We start from the raw sequence: 25,946 nt of genomic DNA, 5'->3' as shown, positions 1-25,946 counted from the left end.
TCGGCGCTCCGCGCCTCGTCCTCAAACGCCGGACGGGCTGAAAGTCTCCGGCTCGGGCCGTGGGCAGCCGCGCGCCCGGCGTTCGGGCCATTCCGCTGTGGGCAGCCGCCGTCCGCCCGCTGTGGGCAGGTGCCCCGCAGCGATTCAGCCGTCCGAGGCCCGGGTCACCCGCCACGCCCCCGCCACCCCCGCCGCCACGGCCACCGCCCCGCACACCCCCGCGCACCAGCCCATCGCCGACCAGGGAACCACCACCCCCAGAAGCCCGGGGCCCGGCACCGAAAGGAGGGCAAGAGCCACCGCGAGGACGCCGAGGCCGACGGCGGTCACCGCGAGCCCGAGCACCGCGCCCACCGCCACCGCGAGGACCGCCTCCCCGGCCGCGACGAGCCGCAGCTGTCCGGTCGTCGCCCCCGCCAGACGCAGGGACCGCAGCTCGGGGGCCCGTACCGGCGCGGTCATCAGCAGCGTGGAGACCAGGGAGATCGCCGCGTATGTGAGGCAGAGCCCGAGCAGCAGCAGGAGGCCGAGCCGGGTCTGGTGCCGCATCCCCGGGTACGCGGCGGCGAGCCAGTCGTCGACCGGCCGCACTTCGCCGCCGCTCGCGCGCAGCGCCCGCGTCACGGCGGCCCGGTCGGCCCCGGCGCCGAGCCGGACGTCGAGGCGGTCCACGGGCGCGGCCGCCGCGTTCGCGGCGGTCACGTACGCCCCGTTGTCGCCGGTGCCGCGCGCGAGGACCGCCACGATCCGCAGCCGGGCCCGCCGCCCGTCGCCGAGCCACACCGGCACCCGCTCGCCGACGCGGTGCCGCTGCCACTCCTCGTCGACGACGATCGACCGGTCGTCGAGGTCGCGCACGTCGCCCGCCACCACCGGCAGCCGGGACACCGCCGCGAACGCCGCCGGGTCGGCCACCGCCCGCGCCTCGGCCCTGACCACCGCCGACCCGTCGTCCTCGGGCACGAACACGGCGGTGGCGGCGGACGCCGCGACGACGGCCCCCGCGACCGGACCCACGGGGCGCAGCCCCTCACCGGTGACGACGAGGTCGGCGGCGGTGCGCTGCCGGGCCTCCGCCGCCTTCGCCGCGCCGACCGTCCCGGCGGAGCCGAACAGACAGCCCGCCAGCGCGACCGTGACGAGGACGGGCGCGGCGACGGCGGCCGTGCGGCGCACCCCGGCACCGCTGCTGGCGCGGACGATCCGGGCGAGGGCGGCCGCCCGCCGGACCCGCCCGCCCCCCGCGGCGGCGGGACAGGGGAAGAGGGCCACCACGCGCCGCACGAGCAGCGGCGCGAGCGCGGCGACCGCCGTGGCCAGGAGCATCGGCAAGGTGGTGTACGTCTTGCGCTTGAGCAGGTCCGAAGGGTCCGACCACAGCGTCCACAGGAGCAGCCCCAGCGCCCCCGTGAGCAGCGCGGCCCCCGCGACGCGGCGGCCCGGCGGCATCACCCCGGTGTCGAGCGACGCCTCGCGCAGCGCCTCCACGGGGCTGACCCGGGCCGCGCGCCGCGCCGCGCTCCAGGCCCCGGCCAGGGCGACGAGGAGCCCGGTCCAGAAGGCGAGTTGATACGGCCACCAGGTCCAGCGCAGGCCTTCGGCCACCGTGAACCACGGCGGTGCGACCTCCGCGTCCACCAGGGCCCGCGCCAGGTGCGGGGCGCCCCGGGCCCCGAGCGCGCAGCCGGTGGCGGCGGCCAGGGCCCCGACCACCAGGGCCTCGCCGAGCAGCCAGCGCCGCACCTGGCCCCGGCTCGCCCCGGCCGCCCGCAGCAGCCCCAGCTCGCGGCGGCGCAGCGCCACCACGAACGCGCATGTGGACGCGGTCACGAACGCCGAGACGAACACGGCGACGCCGCCCGCCGTGCCGAGGAACGCGTTCACGGCCACCAGCGCCCGCCCGTCGCGCTCCGCGCCCGGGTCGACGCGGGCGCGGTCCGCGCCGGTGAGCACCCGGGCCCCGGTGCCGGACGCGGCCACGGCGGCCCGCACCGCGCCGACGGGCGCGCTCACCCCGACGGCGTCCGGCCCGCCACCGACCCGCACCGGGCCGAGCCGCCGCAGGTCTGCGAGCAGCTCCCTGTCCACAGGGTGTGGATGAGCGAGCCGCTCGTCGACGCGGTCGGTCCGCGGCCCCCGCCGCACCGGCACGCTCAGCGTGTCCCGCCCCGCCACGACCACGGGCGACCCCGCGAACCGCTGCGGCTCCCGCTCCACGCCCCCCGCGCTCGCGGCGAGCCCCACCCCCATCGCGGCGGTCAGGGCCACCCCGAGGGCGACGGCGACGAAGGCCCCGAGGAACCCGGCCCAGCGGAAACGGAGCGAAGCAAGGATCATGCCCCAAGCGAACCGCCCCCGGCCGCCCGCCTCACGCCCCCTGGCGGGCGGATCGGAGGTAGGGCCAGACCTACCCTTAGGGGTATGGACTCGGTGATCGACAAGGCGTTCGCGGCGGCCCTGTACGCGCACACGCCCCCCTACGGAACCGCCGGGCCCGATGACCGCACGGGCGGCCGTGGCCGCCGGGGGCGCCGCGGCCGCGGTCCCGCCGCGGCGCGGCACGTCGACGACGCCCTCGACACCGCCGCCTCCCTGCTCGCCGCCGCCCCCGCCGCCGACGCCGAAGTGGCCCGCCGCGGCGAGGAGTTCGTCCGCCGCGCCTGGGAGCGCGGCTGGCAGCCCGCCGACGTCGTCCGGCTCGTGCGCCGCGACCTGGACGAGGACCACGTACGCCTCGCCGCCGAGCTGATCCGCGCCGAGGCCCGCCGCTACGCCCCCGAGGAGCTGCCCGCCCGCTGGCCCGGCCAGCTCGCCGACCTCGACGCGCTCGCCCCGTGGCCCGCCCCGGACCGCTTCACGCGCGCCACCGCCCTGCTCACCCTCTACCGCCTCCTCCTGCGCCTGCCCGCCATCGAGCCGGTCGGCCCGCCCCCGGGCACCCGCGGCCCGCTCGACGCCCCGCCCGCGCACGGCGAGCCCCGCGCCCTGACCCGGATCCGCGCCCTGCTCGCCAAGGCCGAGGCGACCACGTTCCCGCAGGAGGCGGAGGCCCTGACCGCGAAGGCGCAGGAGCTGACGGCCCGGTACAGCGTCGACGAGGCGCTGCTCGCCGCGCGCACGCACGCCACCGGCACGCCCGGCGCCTGCCGCGTCGGCGTCGACGCCCCGTACGAGACCGCGAAGGCGATCCTCCTCGACGCCGTCGCCACCGCGAACCGCTGCCGCGCCGTGTGGAACGAGGCCTTCGCCTTCTCCACCGTCGTCGGCTTCGAACCCGACCTGGACGTCGTCGCGTTGCTGTACTCCTCCCTCCTGGTCCAGGGCACGGCGGCCATGACCACCGCCGAGGCGGGCCAGCGCGCGGGCGGCCGCAACCGCACCAAGACCTTCCGCCAGGCCTTCTGGATGGCGTACGCCCACCGCGTCGGCGCCCGTCTGGAGGCCGCGGCCGCGCCCGTCACGCACGAGGGCGGGGACGGCGCGCTCCTCCCGGTGCTCGCGGCCCGGGACGTCTCCGTCACCGACCACACCGAGCGGATGTTCCCCGAGACCACCACGACCCGCGTGCGGGGCGTGCACGACGGCGCGGGCTGGGCCGAGGGCGCGGCCGCGGCGGCGGGCGCTAACCTTCACGCACGTGTGAGGCTTCCGGACACCCTTACGGACAAGAGGGATTGACATGCGCATCGGAGAACTGGCGGAACGCACGAACACGTCCCGCCGACTGCTGCGCTACTACGAGGAACAGGGCCTGATCGTCGCCGATCGGGCCCCCAACGGCTACCGCGACTACGACGAGTTCTACGTCGACCGCGTCCTGCAGATCCGCGGCCTCCTGGAGGCCGGGCTGCCCACCCGCATCATCAAGCAGATCCTGCCCTGCCTGAACAAGCCCCGGATCATCCACTTCCCCGACGCGACGCCGGAGATGCTCGCCACCCTGGAGCACGAACGCGACCGCATGACGGAACGCGTCGAATGCCTGACCCGCAACCGGGACGCGATCGCGGAATACCTGGCAGCAGTACGAGAAACCCGCGCGGAACAACCGGCCTGACCCCACGCCCCCCGGCCCTGTGGCCGCGCCCCCCGCCCTGTGGCCGCGCCCCCCGGCCCTGTGGGCGGCTGGTCCGCCCAGGGGGCGGAACGGGCGGGCACAGGGCGGCCCGCCGCGCGACGCGAACCCCACCCGCCCCACCACCCCAGCCCCGTCACGGCACCCCCAGCCCCCAGGCCCCACCCCAAAACCCCCAAACCCCTGCGTACCATCACGGAGTGACCTGGTGGCGAGCCCTGAGACAAACCGCCCACACGGGCCTGTCCGTGGAGCGCCGCCGCCTGGAACCCCTCGTGGCCCTCCGCGGAGCCACCGGCCTCGCCCTCGTCATCGGCGCGAGCCTCACCCTCTTCGGCCCCGCCGTCGCCGCCAGCTCCGCGTTCGGCGCGTACCAGGCGGCCATCGCCACCTTCCAGCGCAGCTGGCGCCCGCGCCCCGAGCTGGCCGTCGCCTCCGGCACGAGCCTCGCCGTCTCCACCTTCCTCGGCTACGTGACGGGCTCCCACCAGCCGCTGTTCCTCGCCCTGCTCGCCCTGTGGACCTTCCTCGCGGGCCTGAGCTGGGCGGCGGGCCCCACGATCGGCCTCATCGCCACCTCCAACGTCGCGATCATGCTGGTGACCATCACCCTCCCCACCTCGATCGCGGCGGCCGCGGGCCACGCGGCGATGATGGTCGTCGGCGGCCTCGTCCAGGCGGCCCTGGTGGTCGTCTTCCCGGTGCGCCGCTGGGGCGCCCACCGCGACGCCCTGGCCGACGCCCTGGCCGCGGAGGCCGACTACGCCCGCCGGCTGCGCCACGACCCGGCGGCCCCCTTCGACCCGGTCCCGCTGATGGCGGCCCGCGACGCCGCGACGATCACTCCGCGCCAGGCCCGCACCCGCCCCGCCGAGCTCCACGGCGCCCGTGGCCTCGCCGAACGCATCCGCCCGGTGCTCGCCTCGCTCGCCGACCCGGCCATGGGCGTCCCCGAGGAGGGCCCCGAACGGGCCCGCGCCCGGGAGCTCCTCGCCGCCGCGGCCGACATCCTCGACGCCGCCGCCCGAGCCATCCGCCACGGCACCCCCGTCCGCCTCCCGGCCCCCGCCGTCGCCGCCTTCCGGACCCCCGACACGGGCGCCATCCTCCAGGGCCCGCCCCACAGGGCGGCGACCCGCCTCGGAGCCCTGCTCAAGGACGTGGTGGAGGTGGCGGGCGGCCGCGCGGCCGCTCCTGCGGCTCCGGACGACCGCGACGCCAGGGCGAGCGCCAAGAACCTCCTCCGCCCGGGCCTGGCCGCCCTGGTCCCCGCGGCGGCCAGGGCCATGCGCACGGAACTGCGCAAGCGCGACTCCCCCGTCACCCGCCACGCCCTCCGCGTCACCACGGTCACCGCCGCCGGCTACGCCCTGGGCACCCACCTCCCCCTGGGCCACGCCTACTGGGCCCCCATGGCCTCGGTCATGGTGATGCGCCCGGACTTCTCCCAGACGTACTCCCGCGCCGTCGCCCGCTTCGCGGGCACCCTCGTCGGCGTGGCCCTGGCCACGGGCCTGGTCCAGCTCGTCCACCCCGGCACCCGGCTCTCCGCGGCCCTCGCCGTCACCTGCGCGGGGCTCATGTACCTGCTGATGCGCACGGGCCAGTTCGCCGCCCAGGCCTGCGTCGCCGCGTACGTGGTGTTCCTGCTCGGCATGGGCGGCGAGGAGTGGACGCAGACGGTCCCGGAGCGCGTCTTCCTGACGCTGCTCGGCGGCGCCCTCGCGATGCTCGCGTACGCCTTCTACCCGGCCTGGGAGACCCCGCGCCTGCGCACCCGCCTCGCGGACTGGCTGGCGGCGGACGGCCGGTACGCCGCCGCCGTCGTCGGTCACTACGCCGAACCCGCGGGCAAGTCCTGCCCGGACGTCCGCGAGACCCTGCTCGCCGCCCGCGACGCCCGCGTCGCCTGGCAGGAGGCGGTCGAGCGGGCCCAGCGGGAGCCCGTGCGCCACCGCGGCCTGTCCCGCGCCGCCGCCCAGGACGCCGAGCTGGCCCTGGTGCAGATCGGCCGCGTGGCCATGCTGATGGAGGCGCACCTGCCGGAGCGCGGCGCGCCCCCTGTCCCGGCCGCCGCCCGCTTCGCGGACGCCCTGCGCACCGCGACCGCCCAGGGCGCGCGGGCCGTGCGCGAGCGCCGCGTCCCCGACTGGGGCCCGGTGCGCGAGGCCCTGGACGCCTGGGACGGCGAGGGCGTCCCGGACCGCGTCGTGCGCCGCGGCACGGGCCTGCTCCTCCAGGCCCTCGACGACCTCTCCGAGGCCCTGGACACCACGCCGCCGCCGATGCTGGTGGACGGTACGGACAGCGGGGGCCGCTAAGCGCTTCGCCGGAATTGCCGCGATGGCCGTCGATCGCCTGCGGGACCGTCGTGGCTGGTCGCGCAGTTCCCCGCGCCCCTTCGGGGCCCTGCCGAACCGCACCACACTGCCACAAGACCGCTGAGCGGCCGGGCTACCAGGAGGACTTGCGCACGCCGGGCAGGAATCCGGCGTGCGCCTGCTCCCGCAGCCGCACCCGGGAGAGCCCGAACGCCCGCACGTACCCGCGCGGCCGCCCGTCCACGCCGTCGCGGTTGCGGACGCGCGTGGCACTGGCGTCGCGCGGTTGGCGCGCCAGTTCCCGCCGGGCCGCGAGCCGTTCGGCGTCCGGCGTGGACGGGCTGCGCAGCAGTTCCTTCAACTCGGCCCGCCGCGCGGCGTACCGGGCGACGACCGCGCGGCGCTTCTCGTTCTTCGCGACCTTGCTCTTCTTGGCCATCAGACCTTCACCCCGCGCGCCCGGATCCGGGCGACGGCGGCCTCGACGCCGATCACGTCGACGGTCTTGATGCCCTTGGCGCTGAGCCGCAGGCGCACGTACCGGCTCTCGCTCGGCAGCCAGTAGCGCTTGCTCTGGACGTTCGGGTCGAAGCGGCGCGAAGTGCGCCGGTGGGAGTGGGAGACGTTCTTGCCGAAGCCGGGCTTCGCGCCGGTCAGCTGGCAGTGGGCGGACAAGGTGACGCACCTCTCGTTCGGTCGCGGCCCCGGCCATTTGGAAACGGGAACCATTTTCATATACTAGCCCTCATGGCTCGCAACGAACTCCGCCCCGTCATCAAGCTCCGGTCCACCGCCGGCACCGGCTACACGTACGTGACCCGCAAGAACCGCCGTAACGACCCCGACCGCCTGACCCTGCGCAAGTACGACCCCGTGGCAGGCCGCCACGTCGACTTCCGAGAGGAGCGCTGATCCGCGTGCGACCCGGAATCCACCCGCCGTACGGGCCCGTCGTCTTCCGCGACAAGGCCGCGGGCTTCGCCTTCCTCACCCGCTCGACGGCCACCAGCGACAAGACGGTCGACTGGGAGGACGGCCGCACGTACCCCGTCATCGACGTCGAGGTCTCCTCCGCGAGCCACCCCTTCTACACGGGCCAGCAGCGCGTCCTCGACACGGCGGGCCGCGTGGAACGCTTCGAGCGGCGCTACGGGGCCGCCCGCCCGGCCCCGGCGCCCGGCACCGGGGCCCGTTGATGGGCGCCGCCATGGCCGTCGCCCTCGTCGGGGGACTGCACGCGCAGGCCCGGGCCGCGGCCGTGGCGCGGCTCCTGGCCACCGTCCCCGACAGCGTGGCCCTGCACCACGACCTCTCCACCGCCACCACCGGCCGGGTCGTACGGACCGTGCGCGACGCCACCGGCGTCCTCTCCACCGGCGAGACCCCCCTCGTCAACGACTGCGCCTGCTGCGCCCTGCGCGAGGACCTCGTGCCGGAGCTGGAGCGGCTCGCCGCGGGCGGGCTCACCCGGCTCGCGGTCGTCGAACTCTGGGACTCCGTCGAACCGAAGGCGATGGCCGAGGTCATCGCCGGGCACGGCTCGCGGGCGCTGCGCCTGAGCGGCGTCATCACGGCCGTCGACCCGGCCCTGCTCCTGCCCTGCCTCGCGAACGGCGACGACCTGGCGGACGCGGGGCTCGCCGCGGCCCCCGGCGACCGGCGCACCGTCGCCGACACCTGGGCGCGCCAGCTGGAGTACCCGCCGGTCCTCGCCGTCCTGGACACGGCGGACGCCGACGCCGAGGACCGCGCGCTCCTCGCCCAGCTCCACCCGACGGCCCGCCAGGTCCCCATCGGCCACGGCGACCTGGCGGGCGCCGCGCTCGCGGGCTTCGACGTGGAGGCGGCCGCCGCCGCGCAGCACCCGGCGTGCGCGCTGCTGCCCGCCGAGGCCGACGGCGACGGCGTCGCCACGCTCGTGTGGCACCGCCGCAGGCCCTTCCACCCCGAGCGCCTGTACGCGGCCCTGGAGGACCTCACCTGCGCGGCCGCCCGCAGCCGGGGCCGGTTCTGGCTCGCGGACCGGCCGGACACGCTGCTCGCCTGGGACGCGGCGGGCGGCGCGCTGTGCGTCGAGAGCGCGGGGCCGTGGCTGGCGTCCCTGCCGGACGCCGCCTGGGACCTGGTCCCGCCGGTGCGCCGCGCGGCCGCCGCGCTCGACTGGCACCCGGAGCACGGCGACTGCTGCCAGCACCTCGTGTTCACCTCGCCGGGCCTCGACCGCGACGCCCTCACCCAGGTCCTGGAGTCCTGCCTCCTCACGGACGAGGAGTACGCGGCAGGCCGCACGGCCTGGAAAACCCTGCCCCCGGTCTTCGACCCGTTCCTGGGGGTGTGAGTCCGTCCCGTCTTGGCTGTGGGCGCTCAGCCGTTCGACCGGGCCCGAGCCAACCAGGCTCCCCGGGGTCCAGGGCGCCCGAAGCCACCAAGGGGGCGCACGCGCAGCGCTCGCGCTTCCGTCCGGCCAGGGCCCCGCCCCCGCCGGGAACCCCACGACGGATCTTGTTCGTCCCCCCGGACGGCCCCCCTGTCACCGGGCAGACCCGCGGGCCCCGAGGTCGAGGAGAGGCGGCGCCCATCATGGTCAGCACCGGCGAACGCGAGGACCGGCTGTTCGCCGCGCTGGCCAACGGCACCCGCCGCGAGGTCCTGCGCCTGCTGCGCGACCGGGGCCCGCAGCCCGTACAGGCCCTCGCTTCGCACTTCGACATGCGCAGGCCCAGCCTCTCGGAGCACCTGAAGGTGCTGCGGGAGGCCGGTCTCGTCTCCGGGGAGCGCGCGGGCCGCCAGCGCATCTACCGGATCGAGGCATTCCGCCTCGCCGAGGTGCGCGACTGGCTGGGACCGTACGAACGCCTCTGGCGCGAACGCACGTGTCAACGCACGTGCGAGCGCACGAGCGAGGCCCCGGAGTAGCCGTACCGCGCGCCGCCGGGCGCCGCCGGAGCAGCCGTACCGCCCCTCGCCGTGCGCCGCCGGAAAATTCACCTGCCACCAGAAGGCCTCCGCGCGCGTCTGTTCCTCATGTACGAGGTCATCGGATTCGGCCAACCCCGCGCGGAAGGGAGCGCGGAAGATCATGGACGGGGGCTGGCGTTCGCATGTCATGCGGGGTTCGACGTGGTGGCGAGGGAGCTGTAACCAGCTCACCACGCCGCGTGCACGTGCATCTGCCCATGCATCGGCACATGAACACAGCTATGATCCGGGACAGTTGACGGCTACAACAACAGCCACGGCACCACCGGGGAGCGACCTGTGCACCACGTGTTCAACGGCATGGCGGCCACGGATCTTCACGGGGTGGTCTGGCAGAAGAGCAGGCACAGCAACTCGCAGGGTTCCTGCGTGGAGTTCGCGAAGCTGCCGGGCGGCGACGTCGCCGTCCGCAACTCGCGCTTTCCGGACGGGCCCGCGCTCGTCTACACGCGCGCCGAGATCGAGGCCATGCTGCTCGGCATGAAGGACGGCGAGTTCGACCATCTGCTCGGCGGCTGACCACTTCGATCCGACGGGTCGACGAGGAGCGCGCAAGCGGGAGCAAGGCAAACAGGGCCGGCAGAAACGATCGTCCGTGGGGGAAACCGCGACGGAAGGCGATCGTTCACGGGGACGCGGGGAGTGAACACCCGCGGGAGACGGGGGCAGGGCTGTTCCGGCCGGCCGGAAGGCCGCCCGGCCCACGGCGGGGCCGGGCCGTCAGGCCAGTTGGAACAGCGCCCACACCACCTTGCCGCTCAGCGCGCCCGCGAGCGGGTGCCAGCCCCAGCCGTCGCTGAACGAGTCCACCAGGAAGAGCCCGCGGCCCGACTCCGACGCGAAGTCGTCGATGGCGTCACCGGCCTCGCGCGCGACCGGACCGTCGTCGCTGGGATCCCGCACCGCGCACACCAGGCGTGAGGTCCACCGCATCATGTGCAGCCGCACCGGCGAGTCCTCGCCGACGACGCAGTGCACCTCGGCGTGCGTCCGGTCACCGGGAAGCGCGTGTCTCAGGGCGTTGGTGACGAGTTCGGAGACCACGAGCGCGATGTCGTCGAAGCGGTCGTCGAGCTCCCAGGACGCGAGCGTCTTGCGGGTGAACTGGCGTGCGCTGCCCACGGCTTCGTAGCGGGCGGGGAGGGCGCAGGAGGCGGCGCTGGAGACCGCGGAGGGATCGAGCGGAGGAAGGCCCTGCCGTAATGGCTCGAGCATGGTTGATCCATTCGTCCCCATGCGAGGCACTCCCCGGTTTTCGCGGCTCGCGGTACAAAGCGATCGAACGGTGGCGCGGTCGGTACAGCTGGTCGGTGGAGCAGCGGCACAGAAGTGGCGCGCCGACCATGGTTCCGAATGCGTACAGCAGATGCAAGGGCAGATGCACGTGCACGCGCCGGACTTGACCGCTCCTAGGGCGCTTCTTGCCTATTTCTTCCTACGGTTTCTTGCGGAGACCTGCCTTACGCTTTCCCTTTCCGTAACCGAACGAGTACCGCCCGAAGCGTTTAATGGCAGACTGCGAGTCTCAACACCTTGGGGAGGACTGAGCGAAGTGACCGCTGGGGAGTCGAGCGGCTCGGTGGTACGGCGCATCCTGCTGGGCTCGCAACTGAGGCGCCTGAGGGAGGCACGCGGCATCACCCGCGAAGCGGCCGGTTACTCGATCCGCGCGTCCGAATCGAAGATCAGCCGCATGGAGTTGGGCAGGGTGAGCTTCAAGTCCAGGGACGTGGAAGACCTCCTCACGCTCTACGGCGTCGTCGACGAGGCCGAGCGCTCCGCGCTCCTCTCGCTCGCCAAGGAGGCCAACCTGACCGGCTGGTGGCACAGTTACTCCGACGTCCTGCCGGGCTGGTTCCAGACATATATCGGCCTGGAGGGCGCCGCGTCCCTCATCCGCGTCTACGAAGTCCAGTTCATCAACGGCCTGTTGCAGACGGAGGCGTACGCCCACGCCGTCGTCGAGCGCGGCATGAAGGTCGCCGCGGGCAAGGCCGCAGGCCCGGGACGCACCGGCCGCCCGGCCAAAGTGAGCCAGGCCGACGTCGACCGCCGGGTGGCCCTGAGGCTTGAGCGGCAGAAGCTGCTCGTGTCCGAGCGCGCACCGCAGTTCAAGTGCGTCCTCGACGAGGCCGCGCTGCGACGGCCGTACGGCGACCGGGAAGTGATGCGGGGTCAGATCCAGCACCTGATCGACATCTCCGAGCGGCCGAACGTGACGCTGCAGGTCATGCCCTTCACCTTCGGCGGGCACGCGGGCGAGAGCGGCGCGTTCACGATGTTGAGCTTCCCGGAGTCCGATCTTTCGGACGTCGTCTATCTGGAGCAGCTGACCGGCGCCCTCTATCTGGACAAGCGGGAAGAAGTGGCCCAGTACGAGCGGGCGATGGCCGAGCTCCAGGAGGACTGTCCGAATCCGGCCGACAGCCGCGACCTTCTCCGTGGTCTACTCCAACTGACCTGAATCGTCAGTAGTATGACTGGAATTCAGGTGTCTGCTCATCCGCGGCAAGGGGTCCCGACTCATGTCCTTCTTCACCGATCTGGCTCACCAGTACATCGACGGTGAGTGGAAGGCCGGCTCAGGTTCCTGGGACATCATCGACTTCAACCCGTACGACGGGGAGAAGCTCGCGTCGATCACGGTCGCCACGGCCGAAGAGATCGACCAGGCCTACCGCGCCGCCCAGCGTGCGCAGGAGTCCTGGGGTGCGACCAACCCCTACACGCGCCGCACGGTCTTCGAGCGGGCCCTGCGCATAGTCGAGGAGCGCGAGGCCGAGATCACCGAGGCGATCGTCGCGGAGCTCGGCGGCACCCTCGTCAAGGCGGGCTTCGAGCTGCACCTGGCCAAGGAGTTCCTGCGCGAGGCGGTGCACCTGGCGCTCGCCCCGCAGGGCCGGATACTCCCCTCGCCGGACGACACCAAGGAGAACCGCCTCTACCGCGTCCCGGTCGGCGTCGTCGGCGTCATCAGCCCCTTCAACTTCCCCTTCCTGCTCTCGCTGAAGTCGGTCGCCCCGGCCATCGCGCTCGGCAACGCCGTCCTCCTCAAGCCGCACCAGAACGCGCCGGTCCTCGGCGGCAGCCTGGTCGCCAAGATCTTCGAGGAGGCCGGGCTCCCCCCGGGCGTCCTGAACGTGGTGATCACGGACATCGCCGAGATCGGCGACGCCCTTCTCGAACACCCGGTGCCCGGCGTCATCTCCTTCACCGGCTCCGACGCCGTGGGCCGCCACGTCGCCACGGTCTGCGCCCAGACCTTCAAGCGCTGCATCCTCGAACTGGGCGGCAACAGCGCGCTGATCGTCCTGGACGACGCGGACGTCGACTACGCGGTCGACGCCGCCGTGTTCAGCCGCTTCGTGCACCAGGGACAGGTGTGCATGGCCGCGAACCGCATCCTGGTGGACCGCTCGCTGCGGGACGAGTTCACCGAGAAGTTCGTCGCCAAGGTCAAGGCCCTGAAGGTCGGCGACCCCGCGGACCCGGCGACGCACATCGGCCCGCTCATCAACTCCTCGCAGGCGGAAGGCGTTTCCTCGCTGGTCGCGCAGACCGTCCAGGCGGGCGCCACGGCCCTGCTGCACGGCACCACCGACGGCAACCTCGTGTCCCCCTCCGTCCTCACGGACCTCCCCGACGACTCCCCGGTGCTGCGCCAGGAGGTCTTCGGCCCGGTCGCGATCATCCTGCCGTTCGACGGCGAGGAGGAGGCCGTCCGCATCGCCAACGAGACGCCGTACGGCCTGAGCGGCGCGATCCACACCGGCGACACCGAGCGCGGCGTCCGCATCGCCCAGCGCATCCGCACCGGCATGATCCACATCAACGACGGCACCGTCCACGACGAGCCGATCGTGCCGTTCGGCGGCGAGAAGCACTCGGGCGTCGGGCGTCTGAACGGCGAGTCGACCGTCGAGGCCTTCACCGCGCTGAAGTGGGTCTCGGTCCAGCACGGCCGCTCGCGCTTCCCCTTCTGAGCGGCGTTCCCGAGTTCTGAGCGGCGTTCCCGCGCCTTCCGCCGCCCCGCGGGGCGCGCTCCGACACCTGAAGCCTCCGGACCCTTGAGGACAGTAGTTGTCCGCAAGGGTCCGTAGCGTATGAGGTGTCGGAAAGCCCGGCGAGCACCCTTCGGGAGAGGCGGACCCCATGCCCACTCACGTCAACGCGGAAGCCCACGGCGACGAGCGCGGCGCGCTCCTGGCCTTCGTCGAGGCCCAGCGCGGCGGTCTGCGCCGCTCGGTGCTCGGCCTGGACGACACGCAGGCGACCAGCCGCCCGACCGCCAGTGAGCTGACCCTCGGGGGCCTGGTCAAGCACGTCGCCGAGACCGAGCTGAACTGGCTGCGCATGGCCCAGCAGAAGCCCAACGAGCGCCAGCGGACCCAGGAGACCTGGGGCGAGAGCTTCCGGCTCGCCGAGGGCGAGACGCTGGCCGGCACCCTTGCCTTCTGGGCCGAAGTGGCCGCGGAGACCGAGGAGTTCGTCCGGTCCGTGCCGAGCCTGAACGACACCTTCCCGCTGCCCGAGGCGCCGTGGTTCCCCAAGGACGGCGCGGTGTCGATGCGCTGGCTGCTGCTGCACCTCGTCGAGGAGATCGGCCGCCACGCGGGCCACGCGGACATCATCCGGGAGAGCCTGGACGGCAAGACCGCCTTCGAGCTGGTGGCGCTGGAGTCGGGCCAGTCCTGGGGCTGAGACGTCATGGGCCTCTCGGGCCGTACCCTAGTCAAAGTTGATGACTGCAAGCCGAAGGGTGCGGTGAATGTCGGCGATCCGGATGCTCGTCCTCGGGGCGGTCCGCCAGCACGGACGGGCGCACGGCTACCAGGTGCGCAACGACCTGGAGTACTGGGGCGCCCACGAGTGGTCCAACGCCAAGCCCGGGTCGATCTACCACGCGCTGCGGCAGCTGACCAAGCAGGGACTGCTGCACGAGCACGAGACCGCGCCGTCCACGGCGGGCGGCCCGCCCCGCACCGAGTACGAGGTCACGGAGAAGGGCGCCGAGGAGTTCCTGGCCCTTCTCCGTGAGGCCCTGACCGCCGTCGCGCACGACCAGAAGTCCGACGTGCTCTCGGCGGCCGTCGGCTTCATGGTCTTCCTGCCGCGCGAGGAGGTCGTCTCGCTCCTCAAGGAGCGGGTGCGCGCCATCGAGGACTGGCGCCACGGCGTCACGGAGTACTACACGCCCGCGGACGGCCCCGGGCAGCTCGGCCACATCGGCGAGATCATGAACCTCTGGGTCCACTCGGCCGACGCGGGCGCGGAGTGGACCAAGGGCCTCATCGAGCGGATCGAGAACGGCGCGTACGCCTTCGCGGGCGAGGGGGAGCCGTTCGTCGGGGTGCTCGCGGAGGGCGAGGAGAACCCGTTCGCGACGGGGGAGAAGCACCCCGGAGACCGTCACTAGCCGGGAGCGGCCCGCAGCGGCTCTCCCTCCCTGGCCACGTAATCAAGTTTGACTAATCCAACTCCAGGGGAGTAGCTTCCTCTGCCGCCACCTAGTCAAACTTGACTAGGTGGAGCGAGCGGAGCCCGGAAGGAGTCGGATGACGGACGCGATCGTCCTGGACGGCGTACGGAAGCGGTACGGCGAGAAGCGGGCCCTGGACGGGCTCGACCTGGTGGCGGGGCGCGGCACGGTGCACGGCGTGCTCGGCCCCAACGGCGCGGGCAAGACCACGGCGGTACGCATCATGTCCACGCTGCTCACGGCCGACGAGGGCCGTGTGGAGATCGCCGGGTGCGACGCGCGGCGCGAGGCCGGGGAGGTGCGCCGCCGCATCGGCCTGCTCGGCCAGCACGCGGCGCTCGACGAGGAGCTGAGCGGCCGGCAGAACCTGGAGATGTTCGGGCGGCTCTACCACCTGGGCGTGCGGCGCGCGGGCGCGCGGGCCGACGAACTCCTCGTCCGCTTCGGCCTCGACGGCACGGGCGGCAAGGCGGTCAAGCGGTACAGCGGCGGCATGCGGCGCCGCCTCGACCTCGCGGCGTCGCTGATCACGGAGCCGGAGGTGTTGTTCCTCGACGAGCCGACGACGGGCCTGGACCCGCGCGGCCGCGCGGAGGTGTGGGACGCCGTGCGCTCCCTGGTGGGCGGCGGCACGACGGTGCTCCTGACGACCCAGTACCTGGAGGAGGCCGACCAGCTCGCCGACCGCATCTCCCTGATCGACAGCGGCAGGGTGATCGCCGAGGGCACGGCGGACGAGCTGAAGGCGCGCCTGGGCGGCGACCGCATCGACGTCGTCGTCCGCGACGGCGCCCAGCTGGTGCGGGCGGCCCGGCTGCTCCCCGGCGACCCGGGCGACGTCACGGTCGACGCCGACCGCCGCCTGGCCAGCGTGCCCGTCGCGGACCGTATGGAGGCCCTGACGCGGGTCGTAAGGGCGCTCCAGGAGGAGGGCATCGAGGCGGAGGACATCGCGGTGCGCAGGCCGACCCTGGACGAGGTGTTCCTGCGCCTGACGGGACGCGCCGAGGCGGACGACCGCGCGAAGGAGACCGTATGAGCACGAGCACGAGCACGAGCACGAGCACGAGCACGCGGCCGGGCGCGGGGGCGGGCACGGCCGTCGGCTGGGCCGTCGCCGACTCCTGGACCATGACCCGGCGCGAGCTCGCCCACTGGGCGCGCCAGCCCGTGCAGGTCGTCGTCGGGCTGGCCTTCCCGGTCATGCTGCTGCTGATGTTCAACTACCTGATCGGCGGCGGGAAGGGCGTCGAAGGGGACTACGTAGAGTTCCTCGTCCCCGGCATGTTCGCGCTGACCATGGTGTTCGGCCTGGACGCCACGATGGTCGCGGTCACCGGGGACCTCAACAAGGGCGTGGTGGACCGCTTCCGCTCCATGCCGATGACCAACGGCGCGGTCCTGGTGGGCCGTTCCGTCGCGGACATGCTCCAGTCCTTCGCCTCCCTGCTCGTCATGATGGGCGTCGGCCTCGCCATCGGCTGGCGCTGGCACGGGTCCCTCGGCGGGGTGGCGGGCGCGGTGGGGCTGCTGCTCCTGCTGCGGTTCGCGATGCTGTGGCTCGGCATCTACCTGGCGATGGTCGCGGGCAGGCCGGAGCTGGTGGCGGCCGTGCAGATCCTGGTCTGGCCGGTCGGGTTCTTCTCCAACGCGTTCACCGTGCCGGGGTCCATGCCGGACTGGCTGGGCGCGGCGGTGGAGTGGAACCCGATGTCGGCGACCGCCACGGCGGCCCGCGACCTGTTCGGCAACGCCCCCGCCGCCACCGCCCCCTCCTGGGCCACCACCCACGCCGAACTCCTGGCGCTCCTCTCCCCCCTGGCCCTGGTGGCGGTGTTCCTCCCCTTGGCGGTACGCCGCTTCGGAGCGCTGAGCCGCTGATCGGTGTGCCCTCGCGGGTGGCGCCCCCTGGGGGCTCCGCCCCCAGACCCCCGCTCCTCAAACGCCGGAGGGGCTACTTGTAGCCCGTCCGGCGTTTGAGGACGAGGCGCGGAGCGCCAATAAGGGGGTCCAAGGGGGCGGAGCCCCCTTGTTCGGGAAGGGGCGGGTCTGGGGCGCCACCGCGAGGGCACCTCAGTGGTGGAACCCCGTAGCCCCGCCCCGGTCCCGAGTCAGCGGCCCCGCCTGCTGCCGCAGGCCCGGCAGCAAACGCCCCAGGTCCTCCAGGAGGAGCCCCGCCAGGTCCGCGGAGAACCCGTTGCGGCACACCACCCGCAGCACCGCCAGGTCCTCCCGGTGCGCGGGAAAGGTGTAGGCGGGCACCAGCCACCCCCGCTCCCGCAACCGCCGGGCCACGTCGAAGACGTCGTACGCGCGCACGTCGTCCGAGGTCGTGAAGGCGAACACCGGCAGCTCGTCCCCGCGCGTGAGGAGCCGGAAGTCCCCGAGGTCCTCGATCCGCCCGGCGAGCCCCCGGGCCACGTCCCGCGAGGCCTGCTGCACCGCCCGGTACCCGGCACGGCCGAGCCGCAGGAACGTGTAGTACTGCGCGACGACCTGCGCCCCGGGCCGGGAGAAGTTCAGCGCGAAGGTCGGCATGTCACCGCCCAGATAGTTCACACGGAAGACCAGCTCCTCCGGCAGCTCGGCGGGCGTGCGCCACAGCGCCCAGCCGACCCCGGGGTAGACGAGCCCGTACTTGTGCCCGGAGGTGTTGATCGACGCCACGCGCGGCAGCCGGAAGTCCCACACCAGGTCCTCGTCGAGGAAGGGCGCGACCATCGCCCCGGAGGCCCCGTCCACGTGCACGGGGACGTCGAGCCCGGTGCGTTCCTGGAGTGCGTCGAGGGCCGCGCAGACGTCCGCCACGGGCTCGTACGAGCCGTCGAACGTGGACCCCATGACGGCGACGACCCCGATCGTGTTCTCGTCGCAGAGCGCGGCCGCGGCCTCGGGGGAGAGGTGGTAGCGGTCGCCCTCCATGGGCACCTGCCGCGCCTCCACTTCCCAGAAGGTGCAGAACTTCTCCCAGCACACCTGCACGTTCACGCCCATGACGAGGTTGGGCCGGGCCGCCCGGGACGGGTACCGGTCGGCGTTGCGCCGCATCCAGCGCCGCTTGAGCGCCATGCCCGCGAGCATGCACGCCTCGCTGGACCCGGTCGTCGAACAGCCCACGGCGGCCGCCGGGTCCGGCGCGTTCCACAGGTCGGCGAGCATCGCCACACAGCGCCGCTCCAGCTCGGCGGTGCGCGGGTACTCGTCCTTGTCGATCATGTTCTTGTCCCGGCACTCCGCCATGAGCACGCTCGCCTGCGGCTCCATCCAGGTGGTGACGAAGGTGGCGAGGTTGAGCCGCGCGTTGCCGTCGAGCATCAGCTCGTCGTGGACCAGCTGGTACGCCGTGGAGGGCGGCAGCGGGTCCTGGGGGAGGCGGTGCTTGGGCGGGGCCTCGGTCATGCCCCCTACGGGGTTCGCCTCGCCGAAGAACGGGTTCACGGACAGCGGGCGCGCGTCGCCCTCGTCGGCGCCACGGTGCAGCGGCATGGCGGTGCCTCCCGGAGGTCGGCTTCCGGGCTCCTCCACGCCCACCCCGGCCCTTGCCGCCACTGTAAGCGGACAGAACGGGCGCAACATCCGGAGGCATCCTGGGCTTGCACCTCACGCGACGTGAGGATCCAGGCTGGTCGGTGTCAGAAGGAAAGGAGACAGCGGTGAGCTACTCCGTCGGACAGGTGGCGGCCGTCGCCAAGGTCACGGTGCGCACCCTGCACCACTACGACGAGATCGGCCTGCTCGTGCCCGGAGAGCGCAGCCACGCGGGCCACCGGCGCTACAGCGACGCCGACCTCGACCGGCTCCAGCAGATCCGGTTCTACCGCGAGCTGGGCTTCCCGCTGGACGAGGTCGCCGCGCTGCTCGACGACCCCGACGCCGACCCGCAGGAACAGCTGCGGCGCCAGCACGGGCTGCTCACCGAGCGCATCACCAAGCTCCAGGAGATGGCCGCCGCTGTCGAGACCGCCATGGAGGCGAGACGCATGGGGATCAACCTCACGCCCGAGGAGAAGTTCGAGGTCTTCGGAGACTTCGATCCCGACCAGTACGAGGACGAGGTCAAGGAGCGCTGGGGCGCCACGGAGGCGTACGCCGAATCGCGCCGCCGCACGGCCGCGTACACGAAGGAGGACTGGAAGCGGATCAACGACAGCATGGACGCCCTGCACGCGCGCATGGCGGACCTCCTCGGCGCCGGCACGCCCGCCGCGTCCACACAGGCCATGGACGTGGCCGAGGACCACCGGCTGCTGATCAGCGACAGCTACTACGACTGCTCGCACGAGATGCACGCGTGCCTGGGCGCCATGTACGTGGACGACCCGCGCTTCACGGCCACGTACGAGGCGATCCGGCCGGGTCTCGCGGTCTACCTGCGCGACGCGATCGCGGCGAACGCGGAGCGGCACGGACAGCGCGCCTGAGGGGCGCGGGGGCCGAGGGGCGAGGAGTGTGCGGGCCGTGCGCCCAGCGGGATTCGAGCGGTGGAACCTGTCGCTCCCGGCCCGCGTTGATAGCTTTGAGCGGCGTGGCCGAAGCCATCACCACGCACGGCCCGCCCCGCACCCCCTCCTCCATACCCCTCACACCCACAGGAGCCCGGAACCGTGCAGACGCTTGCGCTCGGACCAACCTGGTTGGATCCGGACTACCTGCTGAACCAGTTCGGTCTGTGGGGCCTGCTCCTCATCGTGTTCGCCGAGTCGGGGCTGCTCATCGGCTTCTTCCTGCCGGGCGACTCGCTCCTGTTCACCACGGGCCTGCTGATCACGACGGACAAGCTGGACACTCCGCTGTGGCTGGCCTGCATCCTGATCTGCATCGCCGCGATCGCCGGTGACCAGGCCGGCTATCTCTTCGGCAAGAAGGTCGGCCCGTCCCTGTTCAACCGCCCGGACTCCAAGCTCTTCAAACAGGAGAACGTGGTCAAGGCCCACGAGTTCTTCGAGAAGCACGGTCCGAAGTCCCTGGTCCTGGCCCGCTTCGTGCCGATCGTGCGCACGTTCACGCCGATCATCGCGGGCGTCAGCGGCATGCGCTACCGCTCGTTCATCACGTTCAACGTCATCGGCGGCATCCTGTGGGGCGCGGGGGTCACGCTGCTCGGCGCGTGGCTGGGCAAGCACGAGTTCGTGCACAAGAACATCGAGGCGATCCTCATCCTGATCGTCCTCATCTCGGTGGTCCCGATCATCATCGAGTTCCTGCGGGCCCGCTCGCAGAAGAAGAAGGCGGCCGCCCAGGCCCCGGCAGCGGCCCCGGCCTCCCCGGCGGCCCAGGACGACACCTCCGCGAGCACCCCCGAGGCCGCGCGCCAGTACCAGCCGCAGCAGCCGCAGTACCCGGGCCAGCAGTCGCAGCAGCACCAGCAGCACCAGCACCAGCAGTCCTCGTACCCGGGCCAGTACCCCGACCAGTCCCAGTACCAGGCCCAGCAGCCCCAGTACCCCGGCGGCCAGTACCAGCAGCAGTACCAGCACCCCGGCCAGCACTCCGGCCAGCAGCCCCAGCACCAGCAGTACGGCGGCCACGCCGACCACCAGCAGTACGCCGCTCCCTACGAGGGCCAGCAGCAGTACCAGCCCCAGCAGCCGTACCCCTACGACAACCAGTACGGGAACCAGCACGGCGGCCAGTACGGCAACCAGTACGAGGGCCGGCACGGCGGCCAGTACGCCGCCCCCGCGGACGGCCAGCAGCAGTACCAGGCCCAGCAGCCCTACCCCCACCAGCAGGCCCCGCAGCAGCACCAGCAGGCCCCGCGGCAGGCCCAGCAGCACCAGCAGGGCCAGTACCCGGGCCGGCAGCCGCAGCACCCCGAAGAGCCCCAGCAGGGCCACCCCCGGTACTGACCGGGCAGGACGGACTAGAAGCCGCGCGTCCGCTTGGCCGCGCGGCGCCCCTGTGCCTCCTGCGGCGGCCGCGGTCCCTTGAGGAAGAGCCGCGACAGCTCCCCGCCCAGATTCACCCCTATCGCGATGGCGAGGGCGAGCGCCGCCGCCTTGGACAGCGAGGCCAGCCCCGGGTTGAGGTTGTTGCGGGCGATCTCCAGAAGCCCGAAGTACGTGGCGCTACCGGGCAGCAGCGGACCGATCGCCGCCGTCACGAACGGCAGCGCGGACGCGAACCGGTAGCGCGAGAGCAGCTGCCCGAACAGGCCCACCAGACCCGCCGCGACGGCCGTCGCGGCCACCGGCGAGATGTCCCCGGCCCGGGCGAGCGCGCCGAACACGACCCAGGCCACGCCGCCGTTCAGGGTCACGAGCAGCACGGTGGATCGTTCCTGCTGGAGCAGGATCGCGAAGGCGCAGCTCAGCGCCATGGACGCGAGGATCTGGATCAGCGGCCGGTCGGTGGAGTGGATCGACGTCTCCGGGTTGAGCCCCGCGTCCAGCTGCACGCCCAGATAGAGCACGAGCAGGACGCCGCAGACGATCCCGACGATCAGGTACCCGACCTCCAGGAGCCGGGCCGCGGCGGTGATGTAGTAGCCGGTCAGGCCGTCCTGCACGCCCGCGACCAGGGCCCGCCCCGGGATCAGCGCGAAAAGACCACCGGTGATCACCGCGGAGGCCCGTACGTCCGGCAGATCGAGGAGGCTGATCGCCACGCCCATCGCGGCGGGCGGCATCGCCGCCACCACGAACTGGTAGAACTCCGGAAGCCCGCGCCCGGCGCACAGCCACGCAAGGCGGTCGCCCAGCATCGCGCCGATCGCCGCCGCGACGAACACCACGACCCCGCCGCCCACGAGCACGGAGGCGGCGCCCGCGAGCACCCCGCCCGCCGCCGTCAGGGCCCACCCCGGGTAGGGGTGGCGGTTGCGCCGGATCTCGGCGAGACGCCGGTAGGCCTCCTCCGGGGAGACGTCGACCTCTTCGGAGCTGATGTCGTCGACGAGCCGGAAGACGGCCTGCAGCCGCGTGTAGTCGGTGCCCCGGCGGCGTACCGTACGCGACGCCGTGACGGGGTCGTCGACGAGCGAGGGCTGGTGCGAGATGGCGATGAGCGTGAACGTCACGTTCGGCTCGCAGCGGTCCAGGCCGTACGCGCGCGTGACGGCGAACATCGCCGCCTCCACGTCCTCGGCGCCCTCGCCGCCCGCGAGCAGCAGTTCCCCGATGCGCAGCGTCAGGTCGAGCACGCGCGGCACGGCGGGCCCGGACTCGTCCTCGTGCCGCTGCGTGGCCTCGGGGGCCGGGCGCTCGGCGACCGGGGTGCGCAGCATCGTGCGCATCCGGTCCTGCCAGGGCGCCTCCTTGGTGAGCCGGACCACCGGCACACCGCCCGGCGGCGTGAAGGCGGGCGGCGTCTGCCGTCCGTCGTACGCCTGCGGGGTGGTGAAGGCCGAGGACTCCTTGTCCTCGGGCGCGACGGGGATTCTCAGCCCCGTGGGGATGGTGAACTCCGAGGACGGGTGGTCCTCCTCCGGCGCCGCCGTCTGCTCGACCCCGCCCACCGGGGCGAAGGCGCTGCGCGCCTCGTCCGACTGCGGCTTGCGGTCCTCGTCCTCCGGGTCAGCCACCGCTTCCCCTCGCTCCCTTCCATGCGCCCGAACCGGCGCGCCGCTCTCGCGGACGTGGTCACCCGTTGTGGGCGACTCTCCATTGATCGTTGCCGTTTTCGCTCGTCTCAGTATGCGTCGGGGCACACAAACGGGCCGTGTGACCCCAGGAGGGGTCACACGGCCCGTTGGTGTGCGTGCGGCTCAGTGGCCGCCGTTGCTCTGGAAGCGCTTGTACGAGGCCTCGATCTCGGCCTCGGCGTCGGCGCGGCCCACCCAGTCGGCGCCCTCGACGGACTTGCCGGGCTCCAGGTCCTTGTAGACCTCGAAGAAGTGCTGGATCTCCAGGCGGTCGAACTCGGACACGTGGTGGATGTCGCGCAGGTGCTCGACGCGCGGGTCGGAGGCCGGGACGCACAGCAGCTTGTCGTCGCCGCCCGCCTCGTCGGTCATCCGGAACATGCCGATCGCGCGGCACTTGATGAGGCAACCGGGGAAGGTCGGCTCGTCCAGGATCACCAGGGCGTCCAGCGGGTCGCCGTCCTCGCCCAGGGTGTTCTCGACGAAGCCGTAGTCCGCCGGGTAGCTGGTGGACGTGAAGAGTCGACGGTCCAGGCGGATGCGGCCGGTCTCGTGGTCGACCTCGTACTTGTTCCGCGAACCCTTCGGAATCTCGATGGTGACGTCGAACTCCACGGGTGGCTCCTCCATGATCAGCACATACTTCGGGTGGTTAAGTGTCCCTCACGCAGATGTGTGATCGCGAAAGGGGCAGGTCGTCGTGGACGAGCGCATGACTCGGCGGTGGCTTCGGCGGCCGCTGCCGCTGCTGCGGCGGCTTGCCGTCGGGCCTGCCGGACAGCTCCGGACAGCCAAGACGTGGCAGGTCACGACGGGCTCCGCCGCCGTGGGCCTCGCCGTCGCGGCCGTGGCGGTCACCGCGGCCGGGCCCTGGGACTCCTCCGGTCAGCGTACGGCGGAGCGTCGCTCCGCCGCCTCTCAGGAAGCCGGGGGTGGCGCAGATCACCTCGGCTTTCCGGGAATGCGGGGCCCGCAGGCCGCTCCGAGCGCCCCGGCCGTGCTCGCCGGGCTCGGCGCCCCGGCCCGCGCGAAGCCGGGCGGCAAGGCGCTCTCCGACGTCCTGGACCCGGTCCTGAAGGACCGGGCGCTCGGCCCCGAGCGGGCCGCGGTCGTGGTCGACGTCGCCACCGGCAAGCGCCTGTACGGCGAGCGCGCGGGCGACGCCCTGACACCCGCCTCCACCACGAAGATCGCCACGGCGGTGGCCGCGCTCGCCGCCGTCGGCCCCGACCACCGGCTCACCACGCGGACCGTCCTCGAACCCGGTTCCCGGAAGGTCGTCCTCGTCGGCGGCGGCGACCCCACGCTGACCGCCCGCAAGGAGGGCCGGTACGTGACGGGCTTCGCCAGCCTGCGCGCCCTGGCCGACGACACGTCCCGCGCCCTGAAGAAGCGCGGCACCAAGGGCCGGGTGACGCTCGCCTACGACACCTCCCGGTACGCGGGCCCGGCGCAGCACCCCATCGGGCCGAACGAGAACATCACGCCGGTCAGCCCCCTCATGGTCGACGAGGGCCGCCTCGACGACTCCACCTCGGGCCCCGCCCCGCGCAGCACCGACCCGGCGGCGGACGCCGCAGGCAAGTTCGCGGACCTGCTGCGCGAGCGGGGCCTGGACGTGCAGGGCGACCCCGCCCGCGCCAAGGCCTCCCCGCGCGCGGGCAAGCTGGCGCGGACCTCGTCGCCCGCCCTCTCCGTGCTCGTCGAGCGCATGCTGACCCACAGCGACAACGACATCGCCGAGGCCCTCGCGCGCGAGGCGGCCAGGGCGAGCGGGCAGCGGCCGAGCTTCGACGGCGGCTCCCGGGCGATCCGCGCCCGTCTGCGGAAGCTCGACCTCCCCTTGTCGGGGGCGAAGTTCGCCGACGGCAGCGGCCTCGACCGCGAGGACCGGCTCAGCGCGGACCTGCTCGCCGCGCTGCTCGCCCGCGCCGCCGACCGCGACCACCCCGAACTGCGCTCCGTGGTCACCGGCCTGCCCGTCGCGGGCTTCACCGGCACCCTCGTCGACCGCTACCCGAAGGGGTCGCCGGGCACGGGCCTGGTCCGCGCCAAGACCGGCACGCTCACCGGCGTCAACGCCCTGGCCGGCACGGTCGTCACCGCCGACGGGCGGCTCCTGGCCTTCGCCTTCATGACGACGGGCACGACGGACGCGGTCGGGGCCCAGGCGGCCCTGGACGCCATGGCCTCGGCGACAGCCGCCTGCGGCTGCGCCCCGTAGCCGCGTCCACCGGGCCCGGTGCCGCCGCCGGGCCCGGCCGAAGGGCGCCCCAACCCGGTACGCGCGCGCGGCCGACCACGTACCGTTGACACATGACGAGCCTCGGTGGTGCGGAGATGGTCGACTGGAATCTCGCGGTGGCGACCGCGACCCGGCTCGTGCGGCCGGGCCCGGAGGTGAGCCGGGACGAGGCCCGCGCCGTGGTCGCGGAGCTGCGCCGGCACGCCAAGTCCTCGGAGGAGCACGTCCGTTCCTTCACCAGGATGGGTACGGACGCGACACACGACACACCCGTGCTCGTGGTCGACCGCGCGGGCTGGGTCCGGGCGAACGTGGCCGGGTTCCGCGAGGTCCTCAAGCCCCTCCTGGAGAAGATGAAGGACCGGCGCGGCGGCGGCCCGGGCGGCGCCGTCCTGGGCGCGGTCGGCGGCAAAGTGACGGGCGTGGAGCTCGGCATGCTGCTGTCCTTCCTCGCGTCCCGGGTCCTCGGCCAGTACGAGACCTTCGCCCCCGCCACCCGCGAGCTGCCCGCCGGGGCGAACGGCGGCGGCAGGCTCCTCCTCGTGGCGCCGAACATCGTGCACGTGGAGCGCGAACTGGACGTCGACCCGCACGACTTCCGCCTCTGGGTGTGCCTGCACGAGGAGACGCACCGCACCCAGTTCTCGTCCGTGCCGTGGCTGCGCGACCACCTGGAGAGCGAGATCCAGGCCTTCCTCGGGGAGACCGAGGTGGACCCGATGACCGTCCTGGAGCGCATCAGGGAGGCCGCGCAGAGCCTGGCGGGCGGCCGCCCGGAGGCCGAGGAGGACGACGGCGGCCGCTCCTTCGTGGACCTGGTGCAGACCCCGACGCAGCGCGAGATCCTGGCCCGCCTGACGGCCGTGATGTCCCTTCTGGAGGGCCACGCGGACTACGTGATGGACGGCGTCGGCCCCGGTGTCGTGCCGTCCGTCGGCGAGATCCGCGAGAAGTTCAAGGAGCGCCGCCAGCGCGGTGCGAGCCGCCTCGACCAGGCCCTGCGCAAGCTCCTCGGCCTGGACGCCAAGCTGCGGCAGTACCGCGACGGGGAGCGCTTCGTGCGGGCCGTCGTCGACGAGGTCGGCATGGACGGGTTCAACCGCGTATGGACCTCTCCGAACACGCTTCCCACCAAGGCGGAGATCGCCAAACCAGCGGACTGGGTCGCGCGGGTGCACCGTAAGGCAGACTGAGCGAACAGATGCGGCCGACGGCAGGAGAACGCCCCCGTTATCACCCGTCCGAGGGACCGTGAGCCATGGGTA

The 25,946-nt window shown here is 73.2% G+C and carries 25 protein-coding genes; 18 read left to right on the top strand and 7 right to left on the bottom strand.

Annotated elements, in window-relative coordinates; genetic code table 11:
- Positions 1-144 precede the first annotated feature (144 nt).
- On the bottom strand, positions 145-2,337 hold the full coding sequence (locus tag AC5WAM_RS18545) for an FtsX-like permease family protein (protein WP_495523196.1): 2,193 nt from the start codon (positions 2,335-2,337) through the stop codon (positions 145-147).
- Between the two features lie 84 nt (positions 2,338-2,421).
- Here AC5WAM_RS18545 and AC5WAM_RS18540 point away from each other — a divergent pair, with 84 nt between their 5' ends.
- The 3 genes from AC5WAM_RS18540 to AC5WAM_RS18530 all read left to right on the top strand — a co-directional run bounded on the left by AC5WAM_RS18540 (position 2,422) and on the right by AC5WAM_RS18530 (position 6,396).
- A complete protein-coding gene (locus AC5WAM_RS18540) occupies positions 2,422-3,678 on the top strand; it encodes a DUF2786 domain-containing protein (RefSeq protein WP_495523195.1) in 1,257 nt (418 codons plus the stop codon).
- Between the two features lies 1 nt (position 3,679).
- Positions 3,680-4,057, top strand: coding sequence for a MerR family transcriptional regulator (locus tag AC5WAM_RS18535; protein WP_366792214.1), 378 nt, complete (start codon positions 3,680-3,682; stop codon positions 4,055-4,057).
- A gap of 218 nt (positions 4,058-4,275) precedes the next feature.
- The gene (locus tag AC5WAM_RS18530; RefSeq protein ID WP_495523194.1) at positions 4,276-6,396 is read left to right on the top strand and encodes an FUSC family protein; all 2,121 of its coding nucleotides are present in this window, start codon (positions 4,276-4,278) and stop codon (positions 6,394-6,396) included.
- Positions 6,397-6,529: 133 nt separating this feature from the next.
- Here the strand turns inward: AC5WAM_RS18530 and rpsN are convergent, their stop codons facing one another.
- Positions 6,530-6,835, bottom strand: a complete 306-nt coding sequence (gene rpsN, locus AC5WAM_RS18525) for a 30S ribosomal protein S14 (RefSeq protein WP_366792217.1) — start codon at positions 6,833-6,835, stop codon at positions 6,530-6,532.
- Positions 6,835-7,071: a 50S ribosomal protein L28 gene (rpmB, locus tag AC5WAM_RS18520; RefSeq protein ID WP_366792218.1), complete on the bottom strand. Its 237-nt coding sequence runs from the start codon at positions 7,069-7,071 to the stop codon at positions 6,835-6,837. Before rpmB ends, rpsN begins: the two co-directional genes overlap by 1 nt.
- A 72-nt stretch (positions 7,072-7,143) precedes the next feature.
- Here rpmB and rpmG point away from each other — a divergent pair, with 72 nt between their 5' ends.
- The 5 genes from rpmG (at position 7,144) to AC5WAM_RS18495 (ending at position 9,894) form a co-directional block, all read left to right on the top strand.
- A complete protein-coding gene (rpmG, locus tag AC5WAM_RS18515; protein ID WP_030361075.1) occupies positions 7,144-7,308 on the top strand; it encodes a 50S ribosomal protein L33 in 165 nt (54 codons plus the stop codon).
- A gap of 5 nt (positions 7,309-7,313) precedes the next feature.
- Entirely contained in the window at positions 7,314-7,592 is a 279-nt protein-coding gene (locus AC5WAM_RS18510; RefSeq protein WP_172386092.1) for a type B 50S ribosomal protein L31, read from the top strand.
- A complete protein-coding gene (locus AC5WAM_RS18505) occupies positions 7,592-8,734 on the top strand; it encodes a CobW family GTP-binding protein (RefSeq protein ID WP_495523193.1) in 1,143 nt (380 codons plus the stop codon). The genes AC5WAM_RS18510 and AC5WAM_RS18505 overlap by 1 nt, the downstream gene beginning before the upstream one ends.
- A 242-nt stretch (positions 8,735-8,976) precedes the next feature.
- The gene (locus AC5WAM_RS18500; protein WP_495523192.1) at positions 8,977-9,312 is read left to right on the top strand and encodes an ArsR/SmtB family transcription factor; all 336 of its coding nucleotides are present in this window, start codon (positions 8,977-8,979) and stop codon (positions 9,310-9,312) included.
- Positions 9,313-9,654: 342 nt separating this feature from the next.
- Positions 9,655-9,894: a DUF397 domain-containing protein gene (locus AC5WAM_RS18495; protein WP_171075823.1), complete on the top strand. Its 240-nt coding sequence runs from the start codon at positions 9,655-9,657 to the stop codon at positions 9,892-9,894.
- 201 nt (positions 9,895-10,095) lie between these two features.
- Here the strand turns inward: AC5WAM_RS18495 and AC5WAM_RS18490 are convergent, their stop codons facing one another.
- Positions 10,096-10,611, bottom strand: coding sequence for an ATP-binding protein (locus AC5WAM_RS18490; protein WP_138961084.1), 516 nt, complete (start codon positions 10,609-10,611; stop codon positions 10,096-10,098).
- Positions 10,612-10,927: 316 nt separating this feature from the next.
- On the opposite strand from AC5WAM_RS18490, the gene AC5WAM_RS18485 reads away from it, so the two are divergent.
- The 6 genes from AC5WAM_RS18485 (at position 10,928) to AC5WAM_RS18460 (ending at position 16,735) form a co-directional block, all read left to right on the top strand.
- Positions 10,928-11,839, top strand: coding sequence for a Sco1979 family transcriptional regulator (locus tag AC5WAM_RS18485; RefSeq protein ID WP_495523191.1), 912 nt, complete (start codon positions 10,928-10,930; stop codon positions 11,837-11,839).
- A gap of 61 nt (positions 11,840-11,900) precedes the next feature.
- Complete coding sequence (locus tag AC5WAM_RS18480; RefSeq protein WP_495523190.1) at positions 11,901-13,358, top strand: aldehyde dehydrogenase family protein; 1,458 nt, start codon at positions 11,901-11,903, stop codon at positions 13,356-13,358.
- A gap of 169 nt (positions 13,359-13,527) precedes the next feature.
- Positions 13,528-14,076 carry a DinB family protein gene (locus tag AC5WAM_RS18475; protein WP_495523189.1) on the top strand — a complete coding sequence of 183 codons (549 nt, stop codon included), beginning with the start codon at positions 13,528-13,530 and terminating at the stop codon, positions 14,074-14,076.
- A gap of 67 nt (positions 14,077-14,143) precedes the next feature.
- Positions 14,144-14,791 (top strand): PadR family transcriptional regulator, encoded by a 648-nt coding sequence (locus AC5WAM_RS18470; RefSeq protein ID WP_495523188.1) that lies wholly within the window; start codon positions 14,144-14,146, stop codon positions 14,789-14,791.
- 139 nt (positions 14,792-14,930) lie between these two features.
- Entirely contained in the window at positions 14,931-15,893 is a 963-nt protein-coding gene (locus AC5WAM_RS18465; protein ID WP_495523187.1) for an ATP-binding cassette domain-containing protein, read from the top strand.
- Positions 15,890-16,735 carry an ABC transporter permease gene (locus tag AC5WAM_RS18460; RefSeq protein ID WP_495523186.1) on the top strand — a complete coding sequence of 282 codons (846 nt, stop codon included), beginning with the start codon at positions 15,890-15,892 and terminating at the stop codon, positions 16,733-16,735. The genes AC5WAM_RS18465 and AC5WAM_RS18460 overlap by 4 nt, the downstream gene beginning before the upstream one ends.
- Before the next feature lie 192 nt (positions 16,736-16,927).
- On the opposite strand, the gene gad is transcribed toward AC5WAM_RS18460, so the two are convergent.
- A complete protein-coding gene (gad, locus tag AC5WAM_RS18455; RefSeq protein ID WP_495523185.1) occupies positions 16,928-18,340 on the bottom strand; it encodes a glutamate decarboxylase in 1,413 nt (470 codons plus the stop codon).
- A gap of 167 nt (positions 18,341-18,507) precedes the next feature.
- Between gad and AC5WAM_RS18450 the strand changes: the two genes are divergently transcribed.
- Both AC5WAM_RS18450 and AC5WAM_RS18445 read left to right on the top strand, forming a co-directional pair.
- Positions 18,508-19,275 carry a MerR family transcriptional regulator gene (locus AC5WAM_RS18450; protein ID WP_366792228.1) on the top strand — a complete coding sequence of 256 codons (768 nt, stop codon included), beginning with the start codon at positions 18,508-18,510 and terminating at the stop codon, positions 19,273-19,275.
- Between the two features lie 183 nt (positions 19,276-19,458).
- Entirely contained in the window at positions 19,459-20,703 is a 1,245-nt protein-coding gene (locus AC5WAM_RS18445) for a DedA family protein (protein ID WP_495523184.1), read from the top strand.
- 14 nt (positions 20,704-20,717) lie between these two features.
- Here AC5WAM_RS18445 and AC5WAM_RS18440 read toward each other — a convergent pair whose 3' ends face one another.
- A complete protein-coding gene (locus tag AC5WAM_RS18440) occupies positions 20,718-22,376 on the bottom strand; it encodes a threonine/serine exporter family protein (protein ID WP_366792230.1) in 1,659 nt (552 codons plus the stop codon).
- Between the two features lie 183 nt (positions 22,377-22,559).
- Positions 22,560-23,051 (bottom strand): inorganic diphosphatase, encoded by a 492-nt coding sequence (locus AC5WAM_RS18435; protein ID WP_138966881.1) that lies wholly within the window; start codon positions 23,049-23,051, stop codon positions 22,560-22,562.
- 97 nt (positions 23,052-23,148) lie between these two features.
- Between AC5WAM_RS18435 and dacB the strand changes: the two genes are divergently transcribed.
- Positions 23,149-24,660: a D-alanyl-D-alanine carboxypeptidase/D-alanyl-D-alanine endopeptidase gene (dacB, locus tag AC5WAM_RS18430; protein ID WP_495523608.1), complete on the top strand. Its 1,512-nt coding sequence runs from the start codon at positions 23,149-23,151 to the stop codon at positions 24,658-24,660.
- A gap of 92 nt (positions 24,661-24,752) precedes the next feature.
- Positions 24,753-25,874 (top strand): zinc-dependent metalloprotease, encoded by a 1,122-nt coding sequence (locus AC5WAM_RS18425; RefSeq protein ID WP_138961095.1) that lies wholly within the window; start codon positions 24,753-24,755, stop codon positions 25,872-25,874.
- Positions 25,875-25,946: the final 72 nt, after the last annotated feature.

It is taken from the genome of Streptomyces sp. JLYT201 (assembly GCF_059448825.1).
The sequence above is the reverse complement of the archived record's forward strand: the minus strand, read 5'-3'. Positions and strand labels throughout refer to the sequence as shown.

What these genes read in the sequence shown, in the direction of transcription:
- AC5WAM_RS18465 (WP_495523187.1), top strand. Translation starts at nt 14,931, where the DNA reads ATGACGGACGCGATCGTCCTGGACGGCGTACGGAAGCGGTACGGCGAG.
- AC5WAM_RS18475 (WP_495523189.1), top strand. Translation starts at nt 13,528, where the DNA reads ATGCCCACTCACGTCAACGCGGAAGCCCACGGCGACGAGCGCGGCGCG.
- rpmG (WP_030361075.1), top strand. Translation starts at nt 7,144, where the DNA reads ATGGCTCGCAACGAACTCCGCCCCGTCATCAAGCTCCGGTCCACCGCC.
- AC5WAM_RS18425 (WP_138961095.1), top strand. Translation starts at nt 24,753, where the DNA reads ATGACGAGCCTCGGTGGTGCGGAGATGGTCGACTGGAATCTCGCGGTG.
- gad (WP_495523185.1), bottom strand. Translation starts at nt 18,340, where the DNA reads ATGCCGCTGCACCGTGGCGCCGACGAGGGCGACGCGCGCCCGCTGTCC.
- AC5WAM_RS18490 (WP_138961084.1), bottom strand. Translation starts at nt 10,611, where the DNA reads ATGGGGACGAATGGATCAACCATGCTCGAGCCATTACGGCAGGGCCTT.
- AC5WAM_RS18460 (WP_495523186.1), top strand. Translation starts at nt 15,890, where the DNA reads ATGAGCACGAGCACGAGCACGAGCACGAGCACGAGCACGCGGCCGGGC.
- AC5WAM_RS18535 (WP_366792214.1), top strand. Translation starts at nt 3,680, where the DNA reads ATGCGCATCGGAGAACTGGCGGAACGCACGAACACGTCCCGCCGACTG.
- AC5WAM_RS18505 (WP_495523193.1), top strand. Translation starts at nt 7,592, where the DNA reads ATGGGCGCCGCCATGGCCGTCGCCCTCGTCGGGGGACTGCACGCGCAG.
- rpsN (WP_366792217.1), bottom strand. Translation starts at nt 6,835, where the DNA reads ATGGCCAAGAAGAGCAAGGTCGCGAAGAACGAGAAGCGCCGCGCGGTC.
- AC5WAM_RS18480 (WP_495523190.1), top strand. Translation starts at nt 11,901, where the DNA reads ATGTCCTTCTTCACCGATCTGGCTCACCAGTACATCGACGGTGAGTGG.
- dacB (WP_495523608.1), top strand. Translation starts at nt 23,149, where the DNA reads ATGACTCGGCGGTGGCTTCGGCGGCCGCTGCCGCTGCTGCGGCGGCTT.
- AC5WAM_RS18545 (WP_495523196.1), bottom strand. Translation starts at nt 2,337, where the DNA reads ATGATCCTTGCTTCGCTCCGTTTCCGCTGGGCCGGGTTCCTCGGGGCC.
- AC5WAM_RS18540 (WP_495523195.1), top strand. Translation starts at nt 2,422, where the DNA reads ATGGACTCGGTGATCGACAAGGCGTTCGCGGCGGCCCTGTACGCGCAC.
- AC5WAM_RS18470 (WP_495523188.1), top strand. Translation starts at nt 14,144, where the DNA reads ATGTCGGCGATCCGGATGCTCGTCCTCGGGGCGGTCCGCCAGCACGGA.
- AC5WAM_RS18500 (WP_495523192.1), top strand. Translation starts at nt 8,977, where the DNA reads ATGGTCAGCACCGGCGAACGCGAGGACCGGCTGTTCGCCGCGCTGGCC.